The sequence below is a fragment of the Ferrovibrio xuzhouensis genome (assembly GCF_042648965.1).
Lineage (GTDB): Bacteria > Pseudomonadota > Alphaproteobacteria > Ferrovibrionales > Ferrovibrionaceae > Ferrovibrio > Ferrovibrio xuzhouensis.
Window position 1 is genome coordinate 448,465 of sequence record NZ_JBHRYJ010000001.1, and the last position, 16,498, is coordinate 464,962.

A 16,498-nucleotide genomic window follows, 5' to 3' on the forward strand; every position below is an offset into this window, starting at 1 on the left:
GTCCGGTGCTACCCGGTAATCCGGGCCGTCTGGATGATATGCATCGCTTCAGCCTCGCGAAGGCCGTAGTGGTACAGCTTCGTACCCGAGAAGAATATCAGGTATAGCCGCCCGTCCTTTACTGCACCGAAACCGACCCCCTTACGGTCGACCTCGTCTTTCGGGACATAATTGAAATCGAAGCGAAAGCCATCCATTCCGGCGAACTTCACCGGCTGCACATTCTTGCCTTCCGCCAGGGTCGTCTTGAACACCTTGGTCATCGTGGCTTCCCAGAGCTCAACGACTTCGCTTGACGTCATCGTGTCGCGGAACAGCAGCTTGTCCTTGACCTCATCCTCGCGACCTACGGTCAGAATCGGTTTGCCTGTTTTTACACCGCCGACAAACAGGATCGAATCCAATGCCGGTCCGTCGGACGTCCAGTACGCTACCGGCGCCGAGCTCTCGATCAGCAACTTGTTGGCCTTGTTCCAGGAGTCATTCACGTCGACCTGGAAATTTGCAACCGTTGCCGGCGCTGCCGGGACAAGAGTGTAGGAGGCGCAGGCTGCCAGAGCCAGCAGGGAAAGCAGCGCGATACCGCGCATAACATGCTTGAGTGGCGTCATGTCATTTTATCCATGTAGCTTTTGATGATGATTCGGTCTTCGGCTTTCGGCAGCAGCCTGAGATAGGTGTCGAAGGATCTCCGGGCGAGTGTCGATTGGCTATCCTTCATCTGCACCAAGCCAAGAGATCGCCATGCCTCGGGTGGACAATCGATGCCGTCGATTGCCCGTCCATAGCAATCCTGGGCCAGCTTACGGTCGTCCTTGTCGTCGCGCAGCCGGTACACTTCCCCTTCGAAATACTGCAGCTGTCCGTCATTCGGCTGCGCCTCCTGCAGCCGCTTCAAGACCACGAGCGTCCGTTCGTACTGGTGCAGCCGTACTTCGTCGTCCAGCAGCATGAAGCGGATGCTTTTTATTTTTTCGTGATAGCGCGCACTGCGGGTTTCGCCACTTTCGCCGAGCTCCGCAGCCTTGGCGCGGAGTGTCTCAAGGCGTTCCTCGTTAGCGGGGTGGGTGGCAAACATGATGCCCTCGCTTTTGGCATCCTTGTCGGCCTTTGTCTCATCGATGATCTGCTGCCAAACATCAGCCGCCGACTGCGGCCGATAACCTGCCTTGCTCATCAGCTGCAAACCGATCTGATCGGCCTCGCGCTCCTGATCGCGCGCATAGGCGAAGTTCGAGGCCAGCAGGGTGAGCTGTGCAATCCCGCCGACGATCCCCAGACCGCCGAGAAAAGCCCCGATATCGGCTTTCGACCGCATGTCCCGCATGCGCGCCAGGGTATGGCGCTGCATGTAATGGCCCATTTCATGGCCGAGAATGGCTGCAAGCTGCGCTTCATCGTTGACACGCAGCAGCAACCCGCTCCACACCGTCATCATACCGTTGGGTGCCATGCTCGCGTTGAAATACGGCGTCCGCATCAGATAGACCCGCATATCACTGCTGAAGTCCCGGCTTAGTCGCTGCATGACCTCGACCAGATAGGCATGCATCTCCTGGTCGCGAATCAGATAGCGCGAACGCTGCGCCTCGCGTTCAGCCTTGTTAAGGACATACCAGAGTCCACCCTCGTCAGTATCGACAGCGGGCTTGTAGCCCGGCGTGACCGGCCCCTCGCTCGGCGTCGTGACGCAGCCCGCCAGCCCCAGCAGGGTGCACGAACACAACCCTCCAAGAACCCGGCGCCTGTGCGGGTAGATCATTGCGGCAGGTTCGCCAGCAGATTCTGGGCCGCATTCGCGGCACCATCGGCATTGCGCAGGTCGCCATAGCCTCTGGCCAGCAGATTGAACCAGACCACCTTGCCGGTTTCGAGGTCAACCAGCGAAGCGAAGCCGATCTGCTGGCCGCCCTGAATGCCCACACCAAGCGCGGCCGCCACCAGGATCACTGCAACCCGGCCACCATCGGCGTAGCTGTCGCGCACCCAGACGAACATCGCATAGTCCGCCTTGTATTTTTCCTTGATCGCCTTTGCCGCCGGACCCAGGCTCCAGTCAAATGCACCGTTTTTGCTGGGCAGCGCGGCCTGCGGCACATACTCGTGCATGATGATCGAATTGCCGACAACCCCGTGCAGCTTGATCAACTGATTGGCGAGATCCTGATAGCCAGCGCTATCCTTCGCGTCCTCTTGATAGGGGATCATGTGGATGTTTTTCGCCTGCTCTTCGGTCTTCAGAGCATCGAGCAGCAACTTGTTGGCCTGTTCGCTCCAGTCAGCCCGCGGCTCGGTGACGCCGCCCGCCGACAGGGTCGACAGCTCCACATCCAGCGGCATCAGGACGATCCTCGGTTCCTGATTCGCCGGTCTGTTCAATGTGGTGGTCAGCTGATGCGATTTCGTGTTGCATCCGGCGAGAGCCAGAATCACAACTACAGATGCAAGAATTTTATACACCCTACCCCCAAATATCCCCTCGTATGGAAATATTCCCTACAGCCGGAGGTTATGCAAGGTGATTGTGAGGAGGTAAGAAAATATTCAAACCACCCGCCCGGTGGCGGCGGCGATCTGCTTGGCGGTGTTGTACTGGCTGAGCGCATAGACCGCCCAGAGCGCGGCCGGAATCCAGCCGATCAGGGTGACCTGCAGGATCAGGCAGATGATGCCGGCGACCGGCCGGCCGATGGTGAAGAACAGCAGGAAGGGCAGGAAGATGGCGATCAGCAGGCGCATGGTCGTCGGCTCCGGATTGCTCTTGCGTTGCCACCCAGCCTAGGCGATTCGCCGCCACGCCGACCACCCCAAAAAACAGACGGCGCGCCGGATGGCTCCAGCGCGCCGCGTTTTCCGAAAGTTAGAAAGCTTGCGTCTTGCCGAGCCCCTTACTTGCCGAGGCTGGGATCGATCGCCTTGCAGGCGTCGACCAGGCCCTTCACGGCATTGGCCGAATTCTCGAACATCGTCTTCTCGGCGCCGTTCAGCTCGATCTCGACGATCTTCTCGACGCCGTTGGCGCCGATCACCACCGGCACGCCGACATACATGCCGTCCTGGCCGTACTTGCCCTTGTCGAGCCAGGCGGCGCAGGGCAGCACGCGGCGCTTGTCCTTGAGGTAGGCTTCCGCCATCTCGATGGCCGACGAGGCCGGCGCGTAGAAGGCCGAGCCGGTCTTCAGCAGGCCGACGATCTCGGCGCCGCCGTCGCGGGTGCGCTGGATGATCTTGTCGATCTTCTCCTGGGTCGACCAGCCCATCTTGATCAGGTCGGGCACCGGAATGCCGGCGACGGTCGAATAGCGGATCAGCGGCACCATGGTGTCGCCATGGCCGCCGAGCACGAAGGCGTTGACGTCATTGACCGAGACGTTGAATTCCTCGGCGAGGAAGTGGCGGAAGCGCGCGCTGTCGAGCACGCCGGCCATGCCGATCACCTTGTTGTGCGGCAGGCCGCAGACCTCGCGCAGCACCCAGACCATGGCGTCGAGCGGGTTGGTGATGCAGATGACGAAGGCGTTCGGCGCATGCGCCTTGATGCCGGCGCCGACCGCCTGCATCACCTTGATGTTGATGCCGAGCAGGTCGTCGCGGCTCATGCCCGGCTTGCGGGCCACGCCGGCGGTGACGATGATGACGTCAGAACCCGCGATGTCGGCGTAGTCCTGGGTGCCGCGCAGCTTGGCGTCGAAGCCCTCGACCGCGCCGGCCTGCGCCATGTCGAGCGCCTTGCCCTGCGGCAGGCCTTCCACCACGTCGAAGATGGTGATGTCGCCGAGTTCCTTCAGGCCGGCCAGCAGGGCCAGGGTGCCACCGATATTGCCGCCGCCGATCAGGGCGATTTTGTTGCGCGCCATGGGAAAAACCTCCGGAAATGGCTGAAAGTCAGGGGTGGAAATGGGCGGCCCAAGGGGTAGCGGGAATCGGCGGGTCGGGCAAGGGTCCCGACCGCGTCCCATGGTCACAGAAATCCAAGAAAACGGCCGCCGGATCGCCCCGGCGGCCGCTCTCAACCTTGTCGTCACCCTCGGGCTCGACCCGAGGGTCTCTTGCCATCCTGCTACAGATGGTCGGGTCAGGCCCGACCATGACGTTATGGTATTGTCAGCGCAGCGCCATGCCCCACGCCATGCCCCAGCGCGATGTCGCCCCGACTCAGCGCGGCGCCATACCCAAGGCTTCTCTTTGCGATGGCGTCCCGCTTAGCGGGGCGCCATACGCAGGGCGCCGTCGAGGCGGATGGTCTCGCCGTTCAGCATGGTGTTCTCGCAGATATGGCGGGCCAGGCTGGCATATTCCTCCGGCCGGCCGAGGCGGGACGGATAGGGCACCGACTTGCCGAGGCTCTCCTGCGCTTCCGGCGGCAGGGCGAACATCATCGGCGTGCCGAACAGGCCCGGCGCGATGGTGCAGACGCGGATGCCGAACGGGGCGAACTCGCGCGCGAGCGGCAGCGTCATGCCATGAACACCGGCCTTGGAGGCGCCGTAGGCCGGCTGGCCGATCTGGCCGTCGAAGGCGGCGACCGAGGCGGTGTTGATGATGCAGCCGCGTTCCTTGTCGGCCATCTCCGGCTGCTGCTGCATGTGATGCGCCACCAGGCGGATCATGTTGAAGGTGCCGATCAGGTTGATCTGCACCACCTTGACGAATTTCTCCAGCGCCACCGGGCCGTCCTTGCCGACCGCCTTCATCGGCGTGCCGACGCCGGCGCAGTTGACCAGCACGCGCACCGGGCCGACCTTGGCGATCGCCTCCTTGACGGCAGCCTCGCCGCCCGGGCCGTCGGCCACGTCGCATTTGATCGCGACGCCGCCGATCTCTTTCGCGGTCTGCTCGGCCAGATCCAGATTCATGTCGAAGATGGCGACCTTGGCGCCCGCCTTGGCGAGTTCCTTCGCGGTGGCGGCCCCCAGACCAGAAGCGCCGCCGGTGACGATTGCGCCTACGCCCTGCAACTGCATGACTCTTCCTCCAGATTGTTTGTTCGTACAACGAAGTCGCCGGTTTCTAGCAGATCGGGCGCCGGCTGACGAGGCCCGGTCCCATGGCGGCGCCCCTTGAGGGGATGGTCCTGCACCCCCATATCCACCGGGTGAGCACCGATCCGAATCCGACCGCCTATCAGCTGCCGGCCGATCCCACCCGGCTGGCCCGGGAGGAGCCGCGCCTGCAGCGGCGCTTCTGGCGCAAGCTGAAAAAGGCACTCGGCCACCTGCCGCTGGCCGAGACCTTCCTGGCGGCTTTCTATGCCGCCATCGACCCGAAGACGCCGGCCGGCGCCAAGGCCATTCTGTTTGGCGCCATCGGTTATTTCATCGTGCCGATCGACCTGATCCCCGACATGCTCGGCGCGATGGGCTATACCGACGACCTCGCGGTGATCCTCGCCGCCATCCGCGCCGTCGAGAGCAGCATCACCGACGTCCATCGCGACAGGGCGAAAGCCTGGCTGGAGCGGATACGCCAAGCGGACTGAACCAGTTGGACCGACCCTGCATCCGATGGGCTGCCGACTGCCCGCATGTTAGTCTGGCGCCATGCACCGCATTGTTTTCCTGTCCCTGCTGATCAGCGCCGCGGCGATGGCCGCCGACAAGCCGGCACCGCCGCTGCACTTCGAGGCCGGCGTCGTGCTGGCCGGCGGCTATGTGCTGGCCAGCACCGTGACCCTGCCACCGGTGCCGGGACCGGTGACCCTGCCGACGCGCGAGGGCACGGCGCTGCACTGGCGCGTCACGGTGCAGGATGGCGAGACGCAGTTGCTGCAGCAGGACGGCCACTGGGCGGCGCGGGCCGAGTACAATCACACCCTGCGCGAGGGCCGTACCGTCTGCCTCGTCTACCAGACGACCTTGTCGCCGGAATGGGCGGTGCATGGCCGCGACCGGCAGGATCATGCCGATATCGCGGTGGCCGACGACAAGGTCTACAGCTTCCGCGAAGTTCCCTGCCCCTGAACAATGCGGAACAAAAACGGGCCCGCCTCGCCTGAGGACGGGCCCGCTTGCTGCGGTCGAAGTCGGCCGTGGGTCAGCGGGCCGGGTTCAGGATCACCGTGCCCGGCGGCGGAGCGGCTGGAGCCGGCTGCACCACATAGGTGCCCGGCTGCTGCGGTGCCGGCTGCACGATATAGGTGCCCGGCGGGGTTCCTGTGGTCGTGGTGGTGGTACTGGTCGTGGTGCTGCTGCTGCCGGCAGGTGCCGATGGCATAAACTGCGCCGTCACCTGCTCCAGCTCGATATTGATGCCGGTCATCGGAGCCGTCTTGGTCAGCACCTGGTAGAGCTTGGCGTTGCGGAACAGGACGCGGCCGCCCTGCTCGATCCAGGCGGTCATTACATAAGTGGCGTTGGGGTTAATGTCGTTCGGATTATAGGGCACAGCGAAGCGGGTCACCGCTGCGCTGTCCGGCACGATATGCTGCTCAGAGATCACCTGCGGATAGGACTGGCCCTTGGTGATATCCTCAAGGCGCACCACGATCCGGGAATCCGCGGGCAGGATCAGGCGTTCGCGATAGGAAACGGTGCCATCGACGGAATTGCCCCGCGTGGCGCAGGCCGCCAGCGATGAGGCAGCCAGGGCGACTGCGAAGAGGCCCATAAAGGTACGGCGTTGGATCATAATTTTTCTCCTTTATGATCGGGGAAGGCGCCTGCGACGAGATCGTGGAGCAGAAACGCGCCTATGCGATTTCATCTTTGCCTGCTCCGCTAGAAGCCGCCTTAACTTAGAGCAACCCGACAGCGTGCGGCCGCACCGCCAGCGACACAACAAAACCACGGAATGTCCGGATGCTGACTGAACCAAGGCACGGCATGAAACAATCTGAAGGTGGTTCAGATATATTGAGAACACCGGTATGCACCTGCAGATACGCGATCAACCGGGCAGGGAAGGATACATCTTGTGGGATACCCCCTGACGGCCGGCTGGCGTTCACAGAAAAACCCGCCGCTTCAGCGAAGCGGCGGGTTGGTCCGGCAACGGATTGCGCGATCCGGTTAATGGATCGGCTGCAAGATCACCGTGCCCGGCGGCGGAGCGGCTGGAGCCGGCTGCACCACATAGGTGCCCGGCTGCTGCGGTGCCGGCTGCACGATATAGGTGCCCGGCGGGGTTCCTGTGGTCGTGGTGGTGGTACTGGTCGTGGTGCTGCTGCTGCCGGCAGGTGCCGATGGCATAAACTGCGCCGTCACCTGCTCCAGCTCGATATTGATGCCGGTCATCGGAGCCGTCTTGGTCAGCACCTGGTAGAGCTTGGCGTTGCGGAACAGGACGCGGCCGCCCTGCTCGATCCAGGCCGTCACCACATAGGTGCCGGCCGGATTGATGTCGCCCGGCCGGTACGGCAGCGAGAAGCGGGTGACCGCAGCGCTCTGCGGCACGATACGCTGCTCGGTGACCACGGCCGGATAGGCCTGGCCCTTGGTGACGTCTTCGAGGCGAACCACGACCTGGCTGTCCGCCGGCAGGATCAGCCGCTCGCGATAGGAAACGGTACCGTCGACGGAGTTGGCCCGCGTGGCACAGGCCCCGACGGCGGAAACCGCCAGAACAGCGGCGGCAGTAGCAATAAATGTGCGACGAGCGATCATGATTTTTCTCCTTATGATCGACCAACAGGTTGTGCCGTTGGATCGCACAGGCGTCCGCGGGCCTTGCGGAAGGACAGCATCAAAACAGCGTCCGTCTTCCGTTCTTCCACCTGCCGTCGCTACAGCCTGCCAGCCGGTCTGTGACACCCGGCCCCCGCAACGAGGCAGCCTCATATGAGGCCCCGAACATGGCTGCAACAAGGCGCCGGCATGGCAGGATTCCGACAGAAACCGCCAATATTGCCGCAACCCTGACTTTCTCTTGCCGCCCTGTTGCCGCCGCATGGCCTGCGGCGGTGTGACGCGCGGCATTCCGCCGGACTGCATCGGTGGGGCGCTGCGGCTAGAGTGCGGCTTCCTGTCGCTTTCCTCCCGCACTGAGTAGAGTTGAGTAAGTCCTGGTGGCGACAGGCGCCGGCTGCGCACTCCCCTGCGCTGCCGGCCCGCAGCATGCGGATGCCCCCCATCTACACTGCGGTGATCATCGAAGCCCCGGACCGAGTTCGTCCGGGGCTTCTTTTTTGCCCGGCCGCAAAGAGAAAGGCCCCGGCGGAAACCGCCGGGGCCTTCGTGTCGTGATATGGCGCGCGGGCTTACTTCGCGCTGGCAGCCACCGCGAAGGACGGCTCGGTCTTGTCCCTGATCTCGTCGAGCGAGACGCCCGGCGCGCGCTCGAGCAGGGTCATGCCGCCCTTCTTCTTGTCGATCTCGAAGACCGCAAGGTCGGTGATCACCATGTCGACCACGCCGGCGCCGGTCAGCGGCAGGTTGCAGGCCTTCAGCAGTTTCTTTTCGCCGTCCTTGGCCGTGTGGTCCATGACGACGACGACCTTCTTGACGCCGGCGACCAGGTCCATGGCACCGCCCATGCCCTTGACCATCTTGCCCGGGATCATCCAGTTGGCGAGATCGCCGTTCTCGGCCACCTGCATGGCGCCGAGGATCGACAGGTCGATATGGCCGCCGCGGATCATCGCGAAGCTGTCCGCCGAGGAGAAATAGCTCGAGATCGGCAGTTCGGTGATGGTCTGCTTGCCGGCATTGATCAGGTCCGGATCTTCCTCGCCCTCGTAGGGGAAGGGACCCATGCCGAGCATGCCGTTTTCCGACTGCAGCACGACCTGCATGCCGTCGGGGATGTAGTTCGACACCAGCGTCGGGATGCCGATACCGAGATTGACGTAGAAGCCGTCCTTCAGCTCTTTCGCTGCACGGGCGGCCATTTCATCGCGGGTCCAAGCCATCTGCTGTCCCTCCCTCTTCTCAGGCGCGCTTCCGCACGGTGCGGTTCTCGATGATCTTGTTGTACGGCGCGCCGCAGATCAGGCGCTGCACATAGATGCCGGGCGTATGGATCATGTCGGGGTTGAGCTGGCCCGGCTCGACGATCTCCTCGACCTCGACCACCGTCATGCGGCCCGCGGTCGCCATCATCGGGTTGAAGTTGCGCGCGGTCTTGCGATAGACGAGGTTGCCCTCGGTATCGGCCTTCCAGGCCTTGACCAGCGACAGGTCGGCAACGAGGCCGGTTTCCATGATGTAGCGCTCGCCGTTGAAGGTGCGCTCTTCCTTGCCCTCGGCGATCAGGGTGCCGACGCCGGTCTTGGTGAAGAAGGCCGGGATGCCGGCGCCGCCGGCGCGGATGCGCTCGGCCATGGTGCCCTGCGGGTTGAATTCGAGTTCCAGTTCGCCGGCCAGATACTGCTTGGCGAAGATCTTGTTCTCGCCGACGTAGGACGAGATCATCTTCTTGATCTGGCGGGTCTCCAGCAGCTTGCCGAGGCCGGCGCCATCGACGCCGGCGTTGTTCGACACGCAGGTGAGGTTCTGGGCGCCGCTGTCCATCAGGGCGTCGATCAGCCGCTCGGGGACGCCGCAGAGGCCGAAGCCGCCGCACATCACCATCATGCCGTCGCGCGTGATGCCCTCGAGGGCGGCCTTCGCGTTGGGATAAACTTTCTTCATGCCCCTCTTCCTGGATCAGTATGGATCGCTGGGTGCCGGGACCAAGTCCCTGAAACGCAGGGACATTACCGACGTGGCCGGCCAGCGGCAACGGTCGGCTTGACGCCGGCGCGACAGGCTGGCATTTTGTTTAGGATATGAACACCAACCGCCGACTGCTCACCCTCCTCCTTATCTGCCCGATCCTGTAAGCAGGGTCGGGAGGGTCCGAGCGTGTGCGCTGTCAATCCAGTCGGCTGGTTTCCATGTCTGTTCATCGCAAATCCATTGATCTGACCATCGTCCGTGCCGCTCCGGCGCGGGGCGTTGTTTCGCTTCTGGCGCTTCGACTTAGCCGCGGCCGCTGAGCCTGCGGGCCTCTCGGCGGCCGTATCCGGCCCCTTATCTCATCTCAGTCGAAATCCCCATTTTCCGCTTCAGGAGCGAAATCATGTCCGTCCAGTCCCCCATGCCGTTTCACAAATACCGACCGTTCCAGCCGATCCCCTTGCCGGACCGGACCTGGCCGAGCAAGACCATCACCAAGGCGCCGGTCTGGTGCAGCGTCGACCTGCGCGACGGCAACCAGGCGCTGATCGAGCCGATGGGCCCCGAGCGCAAGCGCCGCATGTTCGACACCCTGGTGCAGCTCGGCTTCAAGGAGATCGAGGTCGGCTTCCCGGCCGCATCCGACACTGATTTCGCCTTCGTGCGCCAGATCATCGAGGAAAAACTGATCCCTGCGGATGTCACCATCCAGGTGCTGACCCAGGCCCGGCCCGAACTGATCACGCGCACCTTCGAGGCGCTGAAGGGCGTGCACCGTGCCATCGTGCATCTGTACAACTCGACCTCGACCCTGCAGCGCCGGGTGGTCTTCGGCCTCGACCAGGCCGGCATCACCCAGATTGCAGTGGACGGCGCCAGACTGGTGAAACAGCTGGCCGATGCCGCGCCCGAGACCGACTGGGTGTTCCAGTATTCGCCGGAAAGCTTCACCGGCACCGAGCTCGATTACGCCATCGAGATCTGCGAGGCAGTGATGGATGTCTGGCAGCCGACGCCGCGGAAGAAGGTGATCTTCAACCTGCCGGCCACGGTGGAGATGAGCACGCCGAACATCTACGCCGACCAGATCGAGTATTTCCTGCGGCATGTGAAAAACCGCGACTGCATCATCCTCAGCCTGCATCCGCATAACGACCGCGGCACCGGCGTGGCGGCGGCGGAACTCGGCGTCATGGCCGGCGCCGACCGCGTCGAAGGCACCCTGTTCGGCAACGGCGAACGCACCGGCAATGTCGACGTGGTGACGCTGGCGATGAACCTGTTCACCCAGGGTGTCGATCCGGCGCTGGATTTCAGCGACATCACTGCCGTCGCCCGCACCGCCGAATACTGCAACCAGCTGCCGGTGCATCCACGGCATCCTTACGTGGGCGAGCTGGCGTTCACCGCCTTCTCCGGCTCGCACCAGGACGCCATCAAGAAGGGCATGGCGGCGCAGGCCCAGCGCAACGACGGCATCTGGGAAGTCCCCTACCTGCCGATCGACCCGGCCGATGTCGGCCGCGCCTACGAGCCGGTGATCCGCATCAACAGCCAGTCCGGCAAGGGCGGCGTCTCCTATGTGCTGGAGCATGATTACGGCCTCGAACTGCCGCGTCGCCTGCAGATCGAGTTCAGCCAGGTGATCCAGCGCATCGCCGACGGCACCGGCAAGGAAATCAGCCCGCAGCTGATCTGGGAGGCCTTCGATGGTGAGTATCTCAGCCAGCCGGCCGGCCGCTTCGCCTTTGCCGGCCACCGTACCCTGCCCGACCCGCACAGCTCGGAACGGCGCAGCCTGACCGCCAGCATCCGCGACGGCGACCGCACCATCGAGCTGCAGGGCCAGGGCACCGGGCCGATCGACGCCTATATCGACGCCCTCGCCCGCCATGCCGGGGTCGAGATCAGCCTGATCGACTACCGCGAGCATGCCATCACCCCGCGCTCGGCCGGCGGCGCCTCGTCGGAGGCGGTCGCCTATGTCGAGGTCAAGCGGGGCGACGGCACCACCCTGTTCGGGGTCGGCCGCGACCGCAATATCGTGGCGGCCTCGCTCAAGGCGGTGACCTCGGCCGCCAACCGGCTGGTCGCGGCGGCCTGACCGGGCATAACTGCCCATTCTTTAGGCGGGAGGGCTGTCTTTCAGGCAGGGTTTTGCAGGACAGCCTTCCTGTAGCCGCAATGGGCGGGCTAAAGTGGGGTGCGACTCGGGTTGCAGGGCCCGGCACGCTTCTTGAAGGGGAGTGCGGGCAAAGATATGCCGGCGGGCAAAGGCCCGGAAAACGGCCAACAACGTTGAGGAGTGCGACACATGAAACTGGTCATGGCAGTGATCAAGCCCTTCAAACTCGACGAAGTGCGCGAGGCACTGACGAGCCTCGGGGTCGAGGGCCTCACCGTTACCGAAGTGAAGGGTTTTGGCCGTCAGAAGGGCCATACCGAAATCTATCGCGGCGCCGAATACGCCGTCAGCTTCCTGCCGAAGGTCAAGATCGAGGTGGCGGTGAAGTCGGCCCTGGCCGACCGCGTCGTCGAGGCGATCCAGACCGCGGCCAAGACCGGCCAGATCGGCGACGGCAAGATTTTCGTCATGGATATCGACAAGGCCCTGCGCATCCGCACGGGCGAGACCAACGACGACGCGCTCTGATTTCTGTCACGGCCGTTTCGGGTAACTGATCACCCGGCTGCCAGCCCCCACGGGCCGGTGGCCGGGTTTTCTGTTGGTGGTGTATTGGCCTGCTCAGGCCTCGAGATGGCGCCGCTCGTGCCACAGCCGCACCAGCCCCTGACGGCCCGCCACCAGCGACAGCAGGTAGGCGGCGCCGGCAAACAGCACGATGGCCGGCCCCGACGGCAGGTCGGCATGGAACGACACCAGCAGGCCGCAATAGCCCGACAGCAGGGCAATCCCTGACGCCGTCACCAGCGCGCCGATCAGCGAGCGCGTCCAGTAGCGCGCCGCCAGCGCCGGCAGCATCATCAGGCCGACCGCCATCAGGCTGCCCAGCGCCTGGAAGGCCGCCACCAGGTTGACCACCACCAGGCCCAGGAAGATGAAATGGTACAGCGCGCCGCCGCCATGGGCGTCGCGCAGGAAGTCCGGATCGAAGCCGTCGACCAGCACCGGCCGGTAGATCATGGCGAAGACCAGCAGGCTGACCGTCGACACGCCGCCCATCAGCAGCAGGGCCGGCTCGTCCACCGCCAGCGCCGAGCCGAACAACAACTGCATCACGTCGACCGCCGAACCGCGGGTGGAAATCAGCGTCACGCCAAGCGCCAGCGCCATCAGGTAGAAGGCGGCAACACCGGCATCCTCGCGCTGGTCGGTGGCGCGCGTCGCCGCACCGGCCAGCAGGGCCACCACCAGGCCGGCGACCACGCCGCCGATGCTGATCGCCGGCAGCGAGAAACCGGCCACCAGGAAGCCGGCGGCGGCGCCGGGCAGGATGGCGTGGCTCATCGCTTCGCCGAACAGGCTCATGCGGCGCAGCATCAGCAGCACGCCGATCGGCGCACTGCCCAGCGCCATGGCGAAGCTGGCGACCAGGGCGCGGCGCATGAAGGCGAAATCCGCAAACGGCGCCAGCAGGAACTGGTAGAGCATGTCATGCAGGCCGCCGCTCATGGCAGGCTCCGGGAAGGGACTGGAAACATCGGGATCAGGCAGCGTCGCTGGCGTGACCGGAATGATCGTGGTGATCGGTCTGGTCCACGTGGCAGAAGCCGGCCTGCTCGTCCCAGGATTCCGCCATGCGGCGGGCGGCGAGCTGGTTCTCCGGCGTCAGCACCTCGCCGACCGGCCCCCAGCCGACCAGCCGCCGCGCCAGATAGACGACATCCGGGAAATGCCGGCGCACGATCTCGAAGTCGTGCAGCACGGCGATCACCGTGCGGCGCTCGCCATGCCAGCGCTGCATCAGGGCCAGCAGGTCGGTGACGGTGCGGGTATCCAGCGCGTTGAACGGCTCGTCGAGCAGGATCACCGGCGTGTCCTGCACCAGCACGCGGGCGAACAGGGCACGCTGCGCCTGGCCGCCCGACAGGGTCGACAGCAGCCGCTGTTCGAAACCCTCGAGGCCGACGGCCGCCAGCGCCTCGCGCGCCGTGGCGATGCCGGCACGGCCGATGCGGCCGAAGGCACCGACACGATGCCAGTGGCCGAGCAGGACGGTTTCCAGCACCGAGACGGGATAGGACCGGTCGATGCTGGCCTGCTGCGGCAGGAAGGCGATGTCCCGCGCGGTCAGGCCGCCGCGCTGGATGCTGCCCTCGGCGACCGGCAGGCGGCCGACCAGGGCTTTCAGCAAGGTCGACTTGCCGGCACCGTTCGGGCCGATCACGGCGGTCAGCGAGCCCGGCGCGAACCGGCCGCTGACATGATGCACCGCCGGATGCCGGTCATAGGCAATGGTGACGTTGTCGAGGCGGATTTCAGGGGCGAGGCCGGCCATCGCGGCGGGGGCGGTCATGGTCTCAGCCTTCCCACAGGGCCCAGCCGACCGCCAGCCACAGCAGCACCAGCAGCGGCAGCAGCACGGCCAGACGCTGCCACGCGCCGGCGGCAAGAACCGCGACGGGGAAGTCGAAACCGTGATCTGGACGATGGCGGTGCATGGCGGGTCCGGCTAGTGATGTTGATGTTATTATATAACATACAATCTTCACCTCCCGTCAACCCTGTTTGCCCTAAACCCAACACATTCCACTGCCAGACGATCCGGCGGCATCGCCGGGGCCGGGGCCGGGATTCGCCCGGCACCCCGCCGCCGCCAGCAACCGAGTAACCATGGCCCAGAAACCGCGCCAGAAGTCAGCGAAGAAGTCCGCCTCACCCTCCCGTTCCTCCCGTGGCCGGCGCAGCCGGGGCGGCGGCAAGCGGGGGTGGCGCGGCTGGCTCGGCCGGCTGTCCCGGCTCGGCCTGATCGCCGGCATCTGGGGCGTCGTCGTGCTCGGCGGGCTGGTCGCCTGGTATGCCTATGACCTGCCCAATCTCGACGACCTCTACATCATCGAACGGCGCAGCTCGCTGACGCTGAAGGCTGCCGACGGCATGGTGCTGGCCACCTATGGCGACCTGTATGGCGAGCACCAGCCGCTGAAAGCCCTGCCGCCCGCCCTGCCGCAGGCCCTGATCGCCACCGAGGACCGCCGTTTCTACAGCCATTTCGGTGTCGATCCGATCGGCCTGCTGCGCGCGACTTACGCCAATCTGCGCGCCGGCCACGTCGTACAGGGCGGCTCGACGATCACCCAGCAGCTCGCCAAGAACGTCTTCCTCGACCGCGACCGCACGCTGAAACGCAAGGTGCAGGAACTGCTGCTCGCCTTCTGGCTGGAGAAGCATTTCAGCAAGGACCAGATCCTCGAGATGTATCTCAACCGCGTCTATTTCGGCGCCGGTGCCTATGGCGTCGAGGCGGCGGCACAGCGCTATTTCGACAAGCCTGCCGCAAAACTGTCGCTCAACGAATGCGCCATGCTGATCGGCCTGCTGAAGGCGCCGTCGAAGCTGGCGCCGACCGGCAACATCAAGTCGGCCCAGGCGCGCGCCGACCAGGTGCTGCTGAACATGGCCGATGCCGGCTTCATCACCGATGCGCAGGCCAAGGCCGCGATCGCCCAGCCGGCGCGGCTCGCCCGCTCGCGCATCCCGCTGCCGAGCGCGCGCTATTTCGCCGACTGGGTGGTCGACGAGGTCTACCAGCTGGTCGGCCGCAATCACGGCGACCTGACCGTGGTGACCACGCTGGATTCCCGCGCCCAGGGCGAGGCCGAGCGCGCCGTCGATCGCGTCATGGACCGGGACGGCGACAAGCTCGATGCCGGCCAGGCGGCGCTGGTTTCGCTCACCCCCGACGGCGCGGTGCGCGCCATGATCGGCGGCCGCGACTACCTGGAAAGCCCGTTCAACCGCGCCACGCTGGCGCGGCGCCAGCCGGGTTCGGCCTTCAAGCCGATCGTCTACCTGACCGCCGTCGAGAGCGGCATCCGCCCGGATGACGAGTTCGTCGACGGGCCGATCAGCATCGGCAACTGGCGACCGCGCAATTACGACGGCCAGTACCACGGCACCATGACCATGCGCGCGGCGGTCGCCCATTCGATCAATACCGTGGCCGTGCAGGTCAGCGAGAAGGTCGGCCGTGACAGGGTGATCGAGACGGCGCGTCGGCTCGGCATCACCAGCGACCTCAAGCCGCAGCCGGCGCTGGCGCTCGGCGCCTTCGAGGTCGGCGTGCTGGAACTGACCGGCGCCTATGCCGCCTTTGCCAATGGCGGCTATGCCGTGCAGCCCTATGGCGTGCTGGAAATCCACGACCGGCAGGGCAACCTGCTGTACCAGCGCACCGGCGACGGCCGCGTCGCGCGCATGATCAACGATGATGCGCTTGGCGAGATCAACGACCTGCTGCGCGCGGTCACCGAGACCGGCACCGGCCGCGCCGCCCGGCTCGACCGCCCCTCGGCCGGCAAGACCGGCACCACCTCGGATTACCGCGACGCCTGGTATATCGGCTATACGCCCGATCTGGTCACTGGCGTCTGGGTCGGCAACGACGATAATACGCCGATGAAAAAAGTCACCGGCAGCGGCCTGCCGGCACAGATCTGGCACGGCTTCATGGCCGCCACCCTCAAGGGCCAGCCGGTCAGCGCCCTGCCCGCGCCGCCCAGCCGCGGCCTCAGCCTCGACAACCTGTGGGACCGCATCGGCCGGCTGTTCGGCGGCGGCGCCAGGAATGAGGCGCCGACGCAGGTGCCTATACCGCAGGCCGCACCGGTGCCGCAGGCCGCACCAGTGCCGCAGGCCGCACCGGTCAGCAACTATGCCCCCTCGCCGTCTGCCAGCGAACCGACCATGGTCTGGCAGACCGGCCCGCAGCCAGTCCGATAAC

At 65.1% G+C, this 16,498-nt stretch carries 18 protein-coding genes; 5 read left to right on the top strand and 13 right to left on the bottom strand.

All coding sequences use genetic code 11. From position 1 onward, the window contains the following. Positions 1 to 8 precede the first annotated feature (8 nt). From ACFOOQ_RS02110 to ACFOOQ_RS02135, 6 genes are all read right to left on the bottom strand, one after another. Positions 9 to 611, bottom strand: coding sequence for a hypothetical protein (locus ACFOOQ_RS02110; RefSeq protein ID WP_379721072.1), 603 nt, complete (start codon positions 609 to 611; stop codon positions 9 to 11). Further along, positions 608 to 1,762, bottom strand: coding sequence for a M48 family metallopeptidase (locus tag ACFOOQ_RS02115; protein ID WP_379721075.1), 1,155 nt, complete (start codon positions 1,760 to 1,762; stop codon positions 608 to 610). Before ACFOOQ_RS02115 ends, ACFOOQ_RS02110 begins: the two co-directional genes overlap by 4 nt. Beyond that, complete coding sequence (locus ACFOOQ_RS02120; RefSeq protein ID WP_379721078.1) at positions 1,759 to 2,340, bottom strand: hypothetical protein; 582 nt, start codon at positions 2,338 to 2,340, stop codon at positions 1,759 to 1,761. Before ACFOOQ_RS02120 ends, ACFOOQ_RS02115 begins: the two co-directional genes overlap by 4 nt. A gap of 204 nt (positions 2,341 to 2,544) precedes the next feature. After that, positions 2,545 to 2,739, bottom strand: coding sequence for a YqaE/Pmp3 family membrane protein (locus ACFOOQ_RS02125; RefSeq protein ID WP_379721081.1), 195 nt, complete (start codon positions 2,737 to 2,739; stop codon positions 2,545 to 2,547). A gap of 149 nt (positions 2,740 to 2,888) precedes the next feature. After that, entirely contained in the window at positions 2,889 to 3,857 is a 969-nt protein-coding gene (mdh, locus tag ACFOOQ_RS02130) for a malate dehydrogenase (protein ID WP_379721084.1), read from the bottom strand. 345 nt (positions 3,858 to 4,202) lie between these two features. Further along, positions 4,203 to 4,964: an SDR family NAD(P)-dependent oxidoreductase gene (locus ACFOOQ_RS02135; RefSeq protein WP_379721087.1), complete on the bottom strand. Its 762-nt coding sequence runs from the start codon at positions 4,962 to 4,964 to the stop codon at positions 4,203 to 4,205. Positions 4,965 to 5,047: 83 nt separating this feature from the next. Here ACFOOQ_RS02135 and ACFOOQ_RS02140 point away from each other — a divergent pair, with 83 nt between their 5' ends. Further along, entirely contained in the window at positions 5,048 to 5,479 is a 432-nt protein-coding gene (locus tag ACFOOQ_RS02140) for a YkvA family protein (protein WP_379721090.1), read from the top strand. Positions 5,480 to 5,540: 61 nt separating this feature from the next. Then, entirely contained in the window at positions 5,541 to 5,960 is a 420-nt protein-coding gene (locus ACFOOQ_RS02145; protein ID WP_379721093.1) for a hypothetical protein, read from the top strand. Between the two features lie 73 nt (positions 5,961 to 6,033). On the opposite strand, the gene ACFOOQ_RS02150 is transcribed toward ACFOOQ_RS02145, so the two are convergent. From ACFOOQ_RS02150 to ACFOOQ_RS02165, 4 genes are all read right to left on the bottom strand, one after another. Beyond that, positions 6,034 to 6,627: a YbaY family lipoprotein gene (locus ACFOOQ_RS02150; protein WP_379721096.1), complete on the bottom strand. Its 594-nt coding sequence runs from the start codon at positions 6,625 to 6,627 to the stop codon at positions 6,034 to 6,036. 380 nt (positions 6,628 to 7,007) lie between these two features. Then, entirely contained in the window at positions 7,008 to 7,601 is a 594-nt protein-coding gene (locus ACFOOQ_RS02155; protein ID WP_379721099.1) for a YbaY family lipoprotein, read from the bottom strand. Positions 7,602 to 8,194: 593 nt separating this feature from the next. Continuing rightward, on the bottom strand, positions 8,195 to 8,845 hold the full coding sequence (locus ACFOOQ_RS02160) for a CoA transferase subunit B (RefSeq protein WP_379721102.1): 651 nt from the start codon (positions 8,843 to 8,845) through the stop codon (positions 8,195 to 8,197). A gap of 19 nt (positions 8,846 to 8,864) precedes the next feature. After that, entirely contained in the window at positions 8,865 to 9,566 is a 702-nt protein-coding gene (locus ACFOOQ_RS02165; RefSeq protein WP_379721105.1) for a CoA transferase subunit A, read from the bottom strand. 430 nt (positions 9,567 to 9,996) lie between these two features. On the opposite strand from ACFOOQ_RS02165, the gene leuA reads away from it, so the two are divergent. Then, on the top strand, positions 9,997 to 11,697 hold the full coding sequence (gene leuA / locus ACFOOQ_RS02170) for a 2-isopropylmalate synthase (protein ID WP_379721108.1): 1,701 nt from the start codon (positions 9,997 to 9,999) through the stop codon (positions 11,695 to 11,697). Between the two features lie 210 nt (positions 11,698 to 11,907). Next, positions 11,908 to 12,246 carry a P-II family nitrogen regulator gene (locus tag ACFOOQ_RS02175; protein WP_379721111.1) on the top strand — a complete coding sequence of 113 codons (339 nt, stop codon included), beginning with the start codon at positions 11,908 to 11,910 and terminating at the stop codon, positions 12,244 to 12,246. 93 nt (positions 12,247 to 12,339) lie between these two features. Here the strand turns inward: ACFOOQ_RS02175 and ACFOOQ_RS02180 are convergent, their stop codons facing one another. The 3 genes from ACFOOQ_RS02180 to ACFOOQ_RS02190 are packed head-to-tail and all read right to left on the bottom strand — an operon-like array spanning position 12,340 to position 14,216. Then, positions 12,340 to 13,227 carry a metal ABC transporter permease gene (locus tag ACFOOQ_RS02180; RefSeq protein ID WP_379721114.1) on the bottom strand — a complete coding sequence of 296 codons (888 nt, stop codon included), beginning with the start codon at positions 13,225 to 13,227 and terminating at the stop codon, positions 12,340 to 12,342. Between the two features lie 34 nt (positions 13,228 to 13,261). After that, the gene (locus ACFOOQ_RS02185; RefSeq protein ID WP_379721117.1) at positions 13,262 to 14,071 is read right to left on the bottom strand and encodes a metal ABC transporter ATP-binding protein; all 810 of its coding nucleotides are present in this window, start codon (positions 14,069 to 14,071) and stop codon (positions 13,262 to 13,264) included. A 4-nt stretch (positions 14,072 to 14,075) separates the two neighbouring features. Continuing rightward, positions 14,076 to 14,216, bottom strand: a complete 141-nt coding sequence (locus ACFOOQ_RS02190; RefSeq protein ID WP_379721120.1) for a hypothetical protein — start codon at positions 14,214 to 14,216, stop codon at positions 14,076 to 14,078. Positions 14,217 to 14,388: 172 nt separating this feature from the next. Between ACFOOQ_RS02190 and ACFOOQ_RS02195 the strand changes: the two genes are divergently transcribed. Further along, positions 14,389 to 16,497 (top strand): transglycosylase domain-containing protein, encoded by a 2,109-nt coding sequence (locus ACFOOQ_RS02195; protein WP_379721123.1) that lies wholly within the window; start codon positions 14,389 to 14,391, stop codon positions 16,495 to 16,497. The last annotated feature ends 1 nt before the right edge of the window (position 16,498 follow it).

What these genes read in the sequence shown, in the direction of transcription:
- ACFOOQ_RS02180 (WP_379721114.1), bottom strand. Translation starts at nt 13,227, where the DNA reads ATGAGCGGCGGCCTGCATGACATGCTCTACCAGTTCCTGCTGGCGCCG.
- ACFOOQ_RS02115 (WP_379721075.1), bottom strand. Translation starts at nt 1,762, where the DNA reads ATGATCTACCCGCACAGGCGCCGGGTTCTTGGAGGGTTGTGTTCGTGC.
- ACFOOQ_RS02135 (WP_379721087.1), bottom strand. Translation starts at nt 4,964, where the DNA reads ATGCAGTTGCAGGGCGTAGGCGCAATCGTCACCGGCGGCGCTTCTGGT.
- ACFOOQ_RS02145 (WP_379721093.1), top strand. Translation starts at nt 5,541, where the DNA reads ATGCACCGCATTGTTTTCCTGTCCCTGCTGATCAGCGCCGCGGCGATG.
- ACFOOQ_RS02120 (WP_379721078.1), bottom strand. Translation starts at nt 2,340, where the DNA reads ATGCCGCTGGATGTGGAGCTGTCGACCCTGTCGGCGGGCGGCGTCACC.
- ACFOOQ_RS02160 (WP_379721102.1), bottom strand. Translation starts at nt 8,845, where the DNA reads ATGGCTTGGACCCGCGATGAAATGGCCGCCCGTGCAGCGAAAGAGCTG.
- ACFOOQ_RS02165 (WP_379721105.1), bottom strand. Translation starts at nt 9,566, where the DNA reads ATGAAGAAAGTTTATCCCAACGCGAAGGCCGCCCTCGAGGGCATCACG.
- ACFOOQ_RS02125 (WP_379721081.1), bottom strand. Translation starts at nt 2,739, where the DNA reads ATGCGCCTGCTGATCGCCATCTTCCTGCCCTTCCTGCTGTTCTTCACC.
- ACFOOQ_RS02150 (WP_379721096.1), bottom strand. Translation starts at nt 6,627, where the DNA reads ATGATCCAACGCCGTACCTTTATGGGCCTCTTCGCAGTCGCCCTGGCT.
- ACFOOQ_RS02185 (WP_379721117.1), bottom strand. Translation starts at nt 14,071, where the DNA reads ATGACCGCCCCCGCCGCGATGGCCGGCCTCGCCCCTGAAATCCGCCTC.
- ACFOOQ_RS02195 (WP_379721123.1), top strand. Translation starts at nt 14,389, where the DNA reads ATGGCCCAGAAACCGCGCCAGAAGTCAGCGAAGAAGTCCGCCTCACCC.
- ACFOOQ_RS02175 (WP_379721111.1), top strand. Translation starts at nt 11,908, where the DNA reads ATGAAACTGGTCATGGCAGTGATCAAGCCCTTCAAACTCGACGAAGTG.
- ACFOOQ_RS02140 (WP_379721090.1), top strand. Translation starts at nt 5,048, where the DNA reads ATGGCGGCGCCCCTTGAGGGGATGGTCCTGCACCCCCATATCCACCGG.
- ACFOOQ_RS02190 (WP_379721120.1), bottom strand. Translation starts at nt 14,216, where the DNA reads ATGCACCGCCATCGTCCAGATCACGGTTTCGACTTCCCCGTCGCGGTT.
- mdh (WP_379721084.1), bottom strand. Translation starts at nt 3,857, where the DNA reads ATGGCGCGCAACAAAATCGCCCTGATCGGCGGCGGCAATATCGGTGGC.
- leuA (WP_379721108.1), top strand. Translation starts at nt 9,997, where the DNA reads ATGTCCGTCCAGTCCCCCATGCCGTTTCACAAATACCGACCGTTCCAG.
- ACFOOQ_RS02110 (WP_379721072.1), bottom strand. Translation starts at nt 611, where the DNA reads ATGACGCCACTCAAGCATGTTATGCGCGGTATCGCGCTGCTTTCCCTG.
- ACFOOQ_RS02155 (WP_379721099.1), bottom strand. Translation starts at nt 7,601, where the DNA reads ATGATCGCTCGTCGCACATTTATTGCTACTGCCGCCGCTGTTCTGGCG.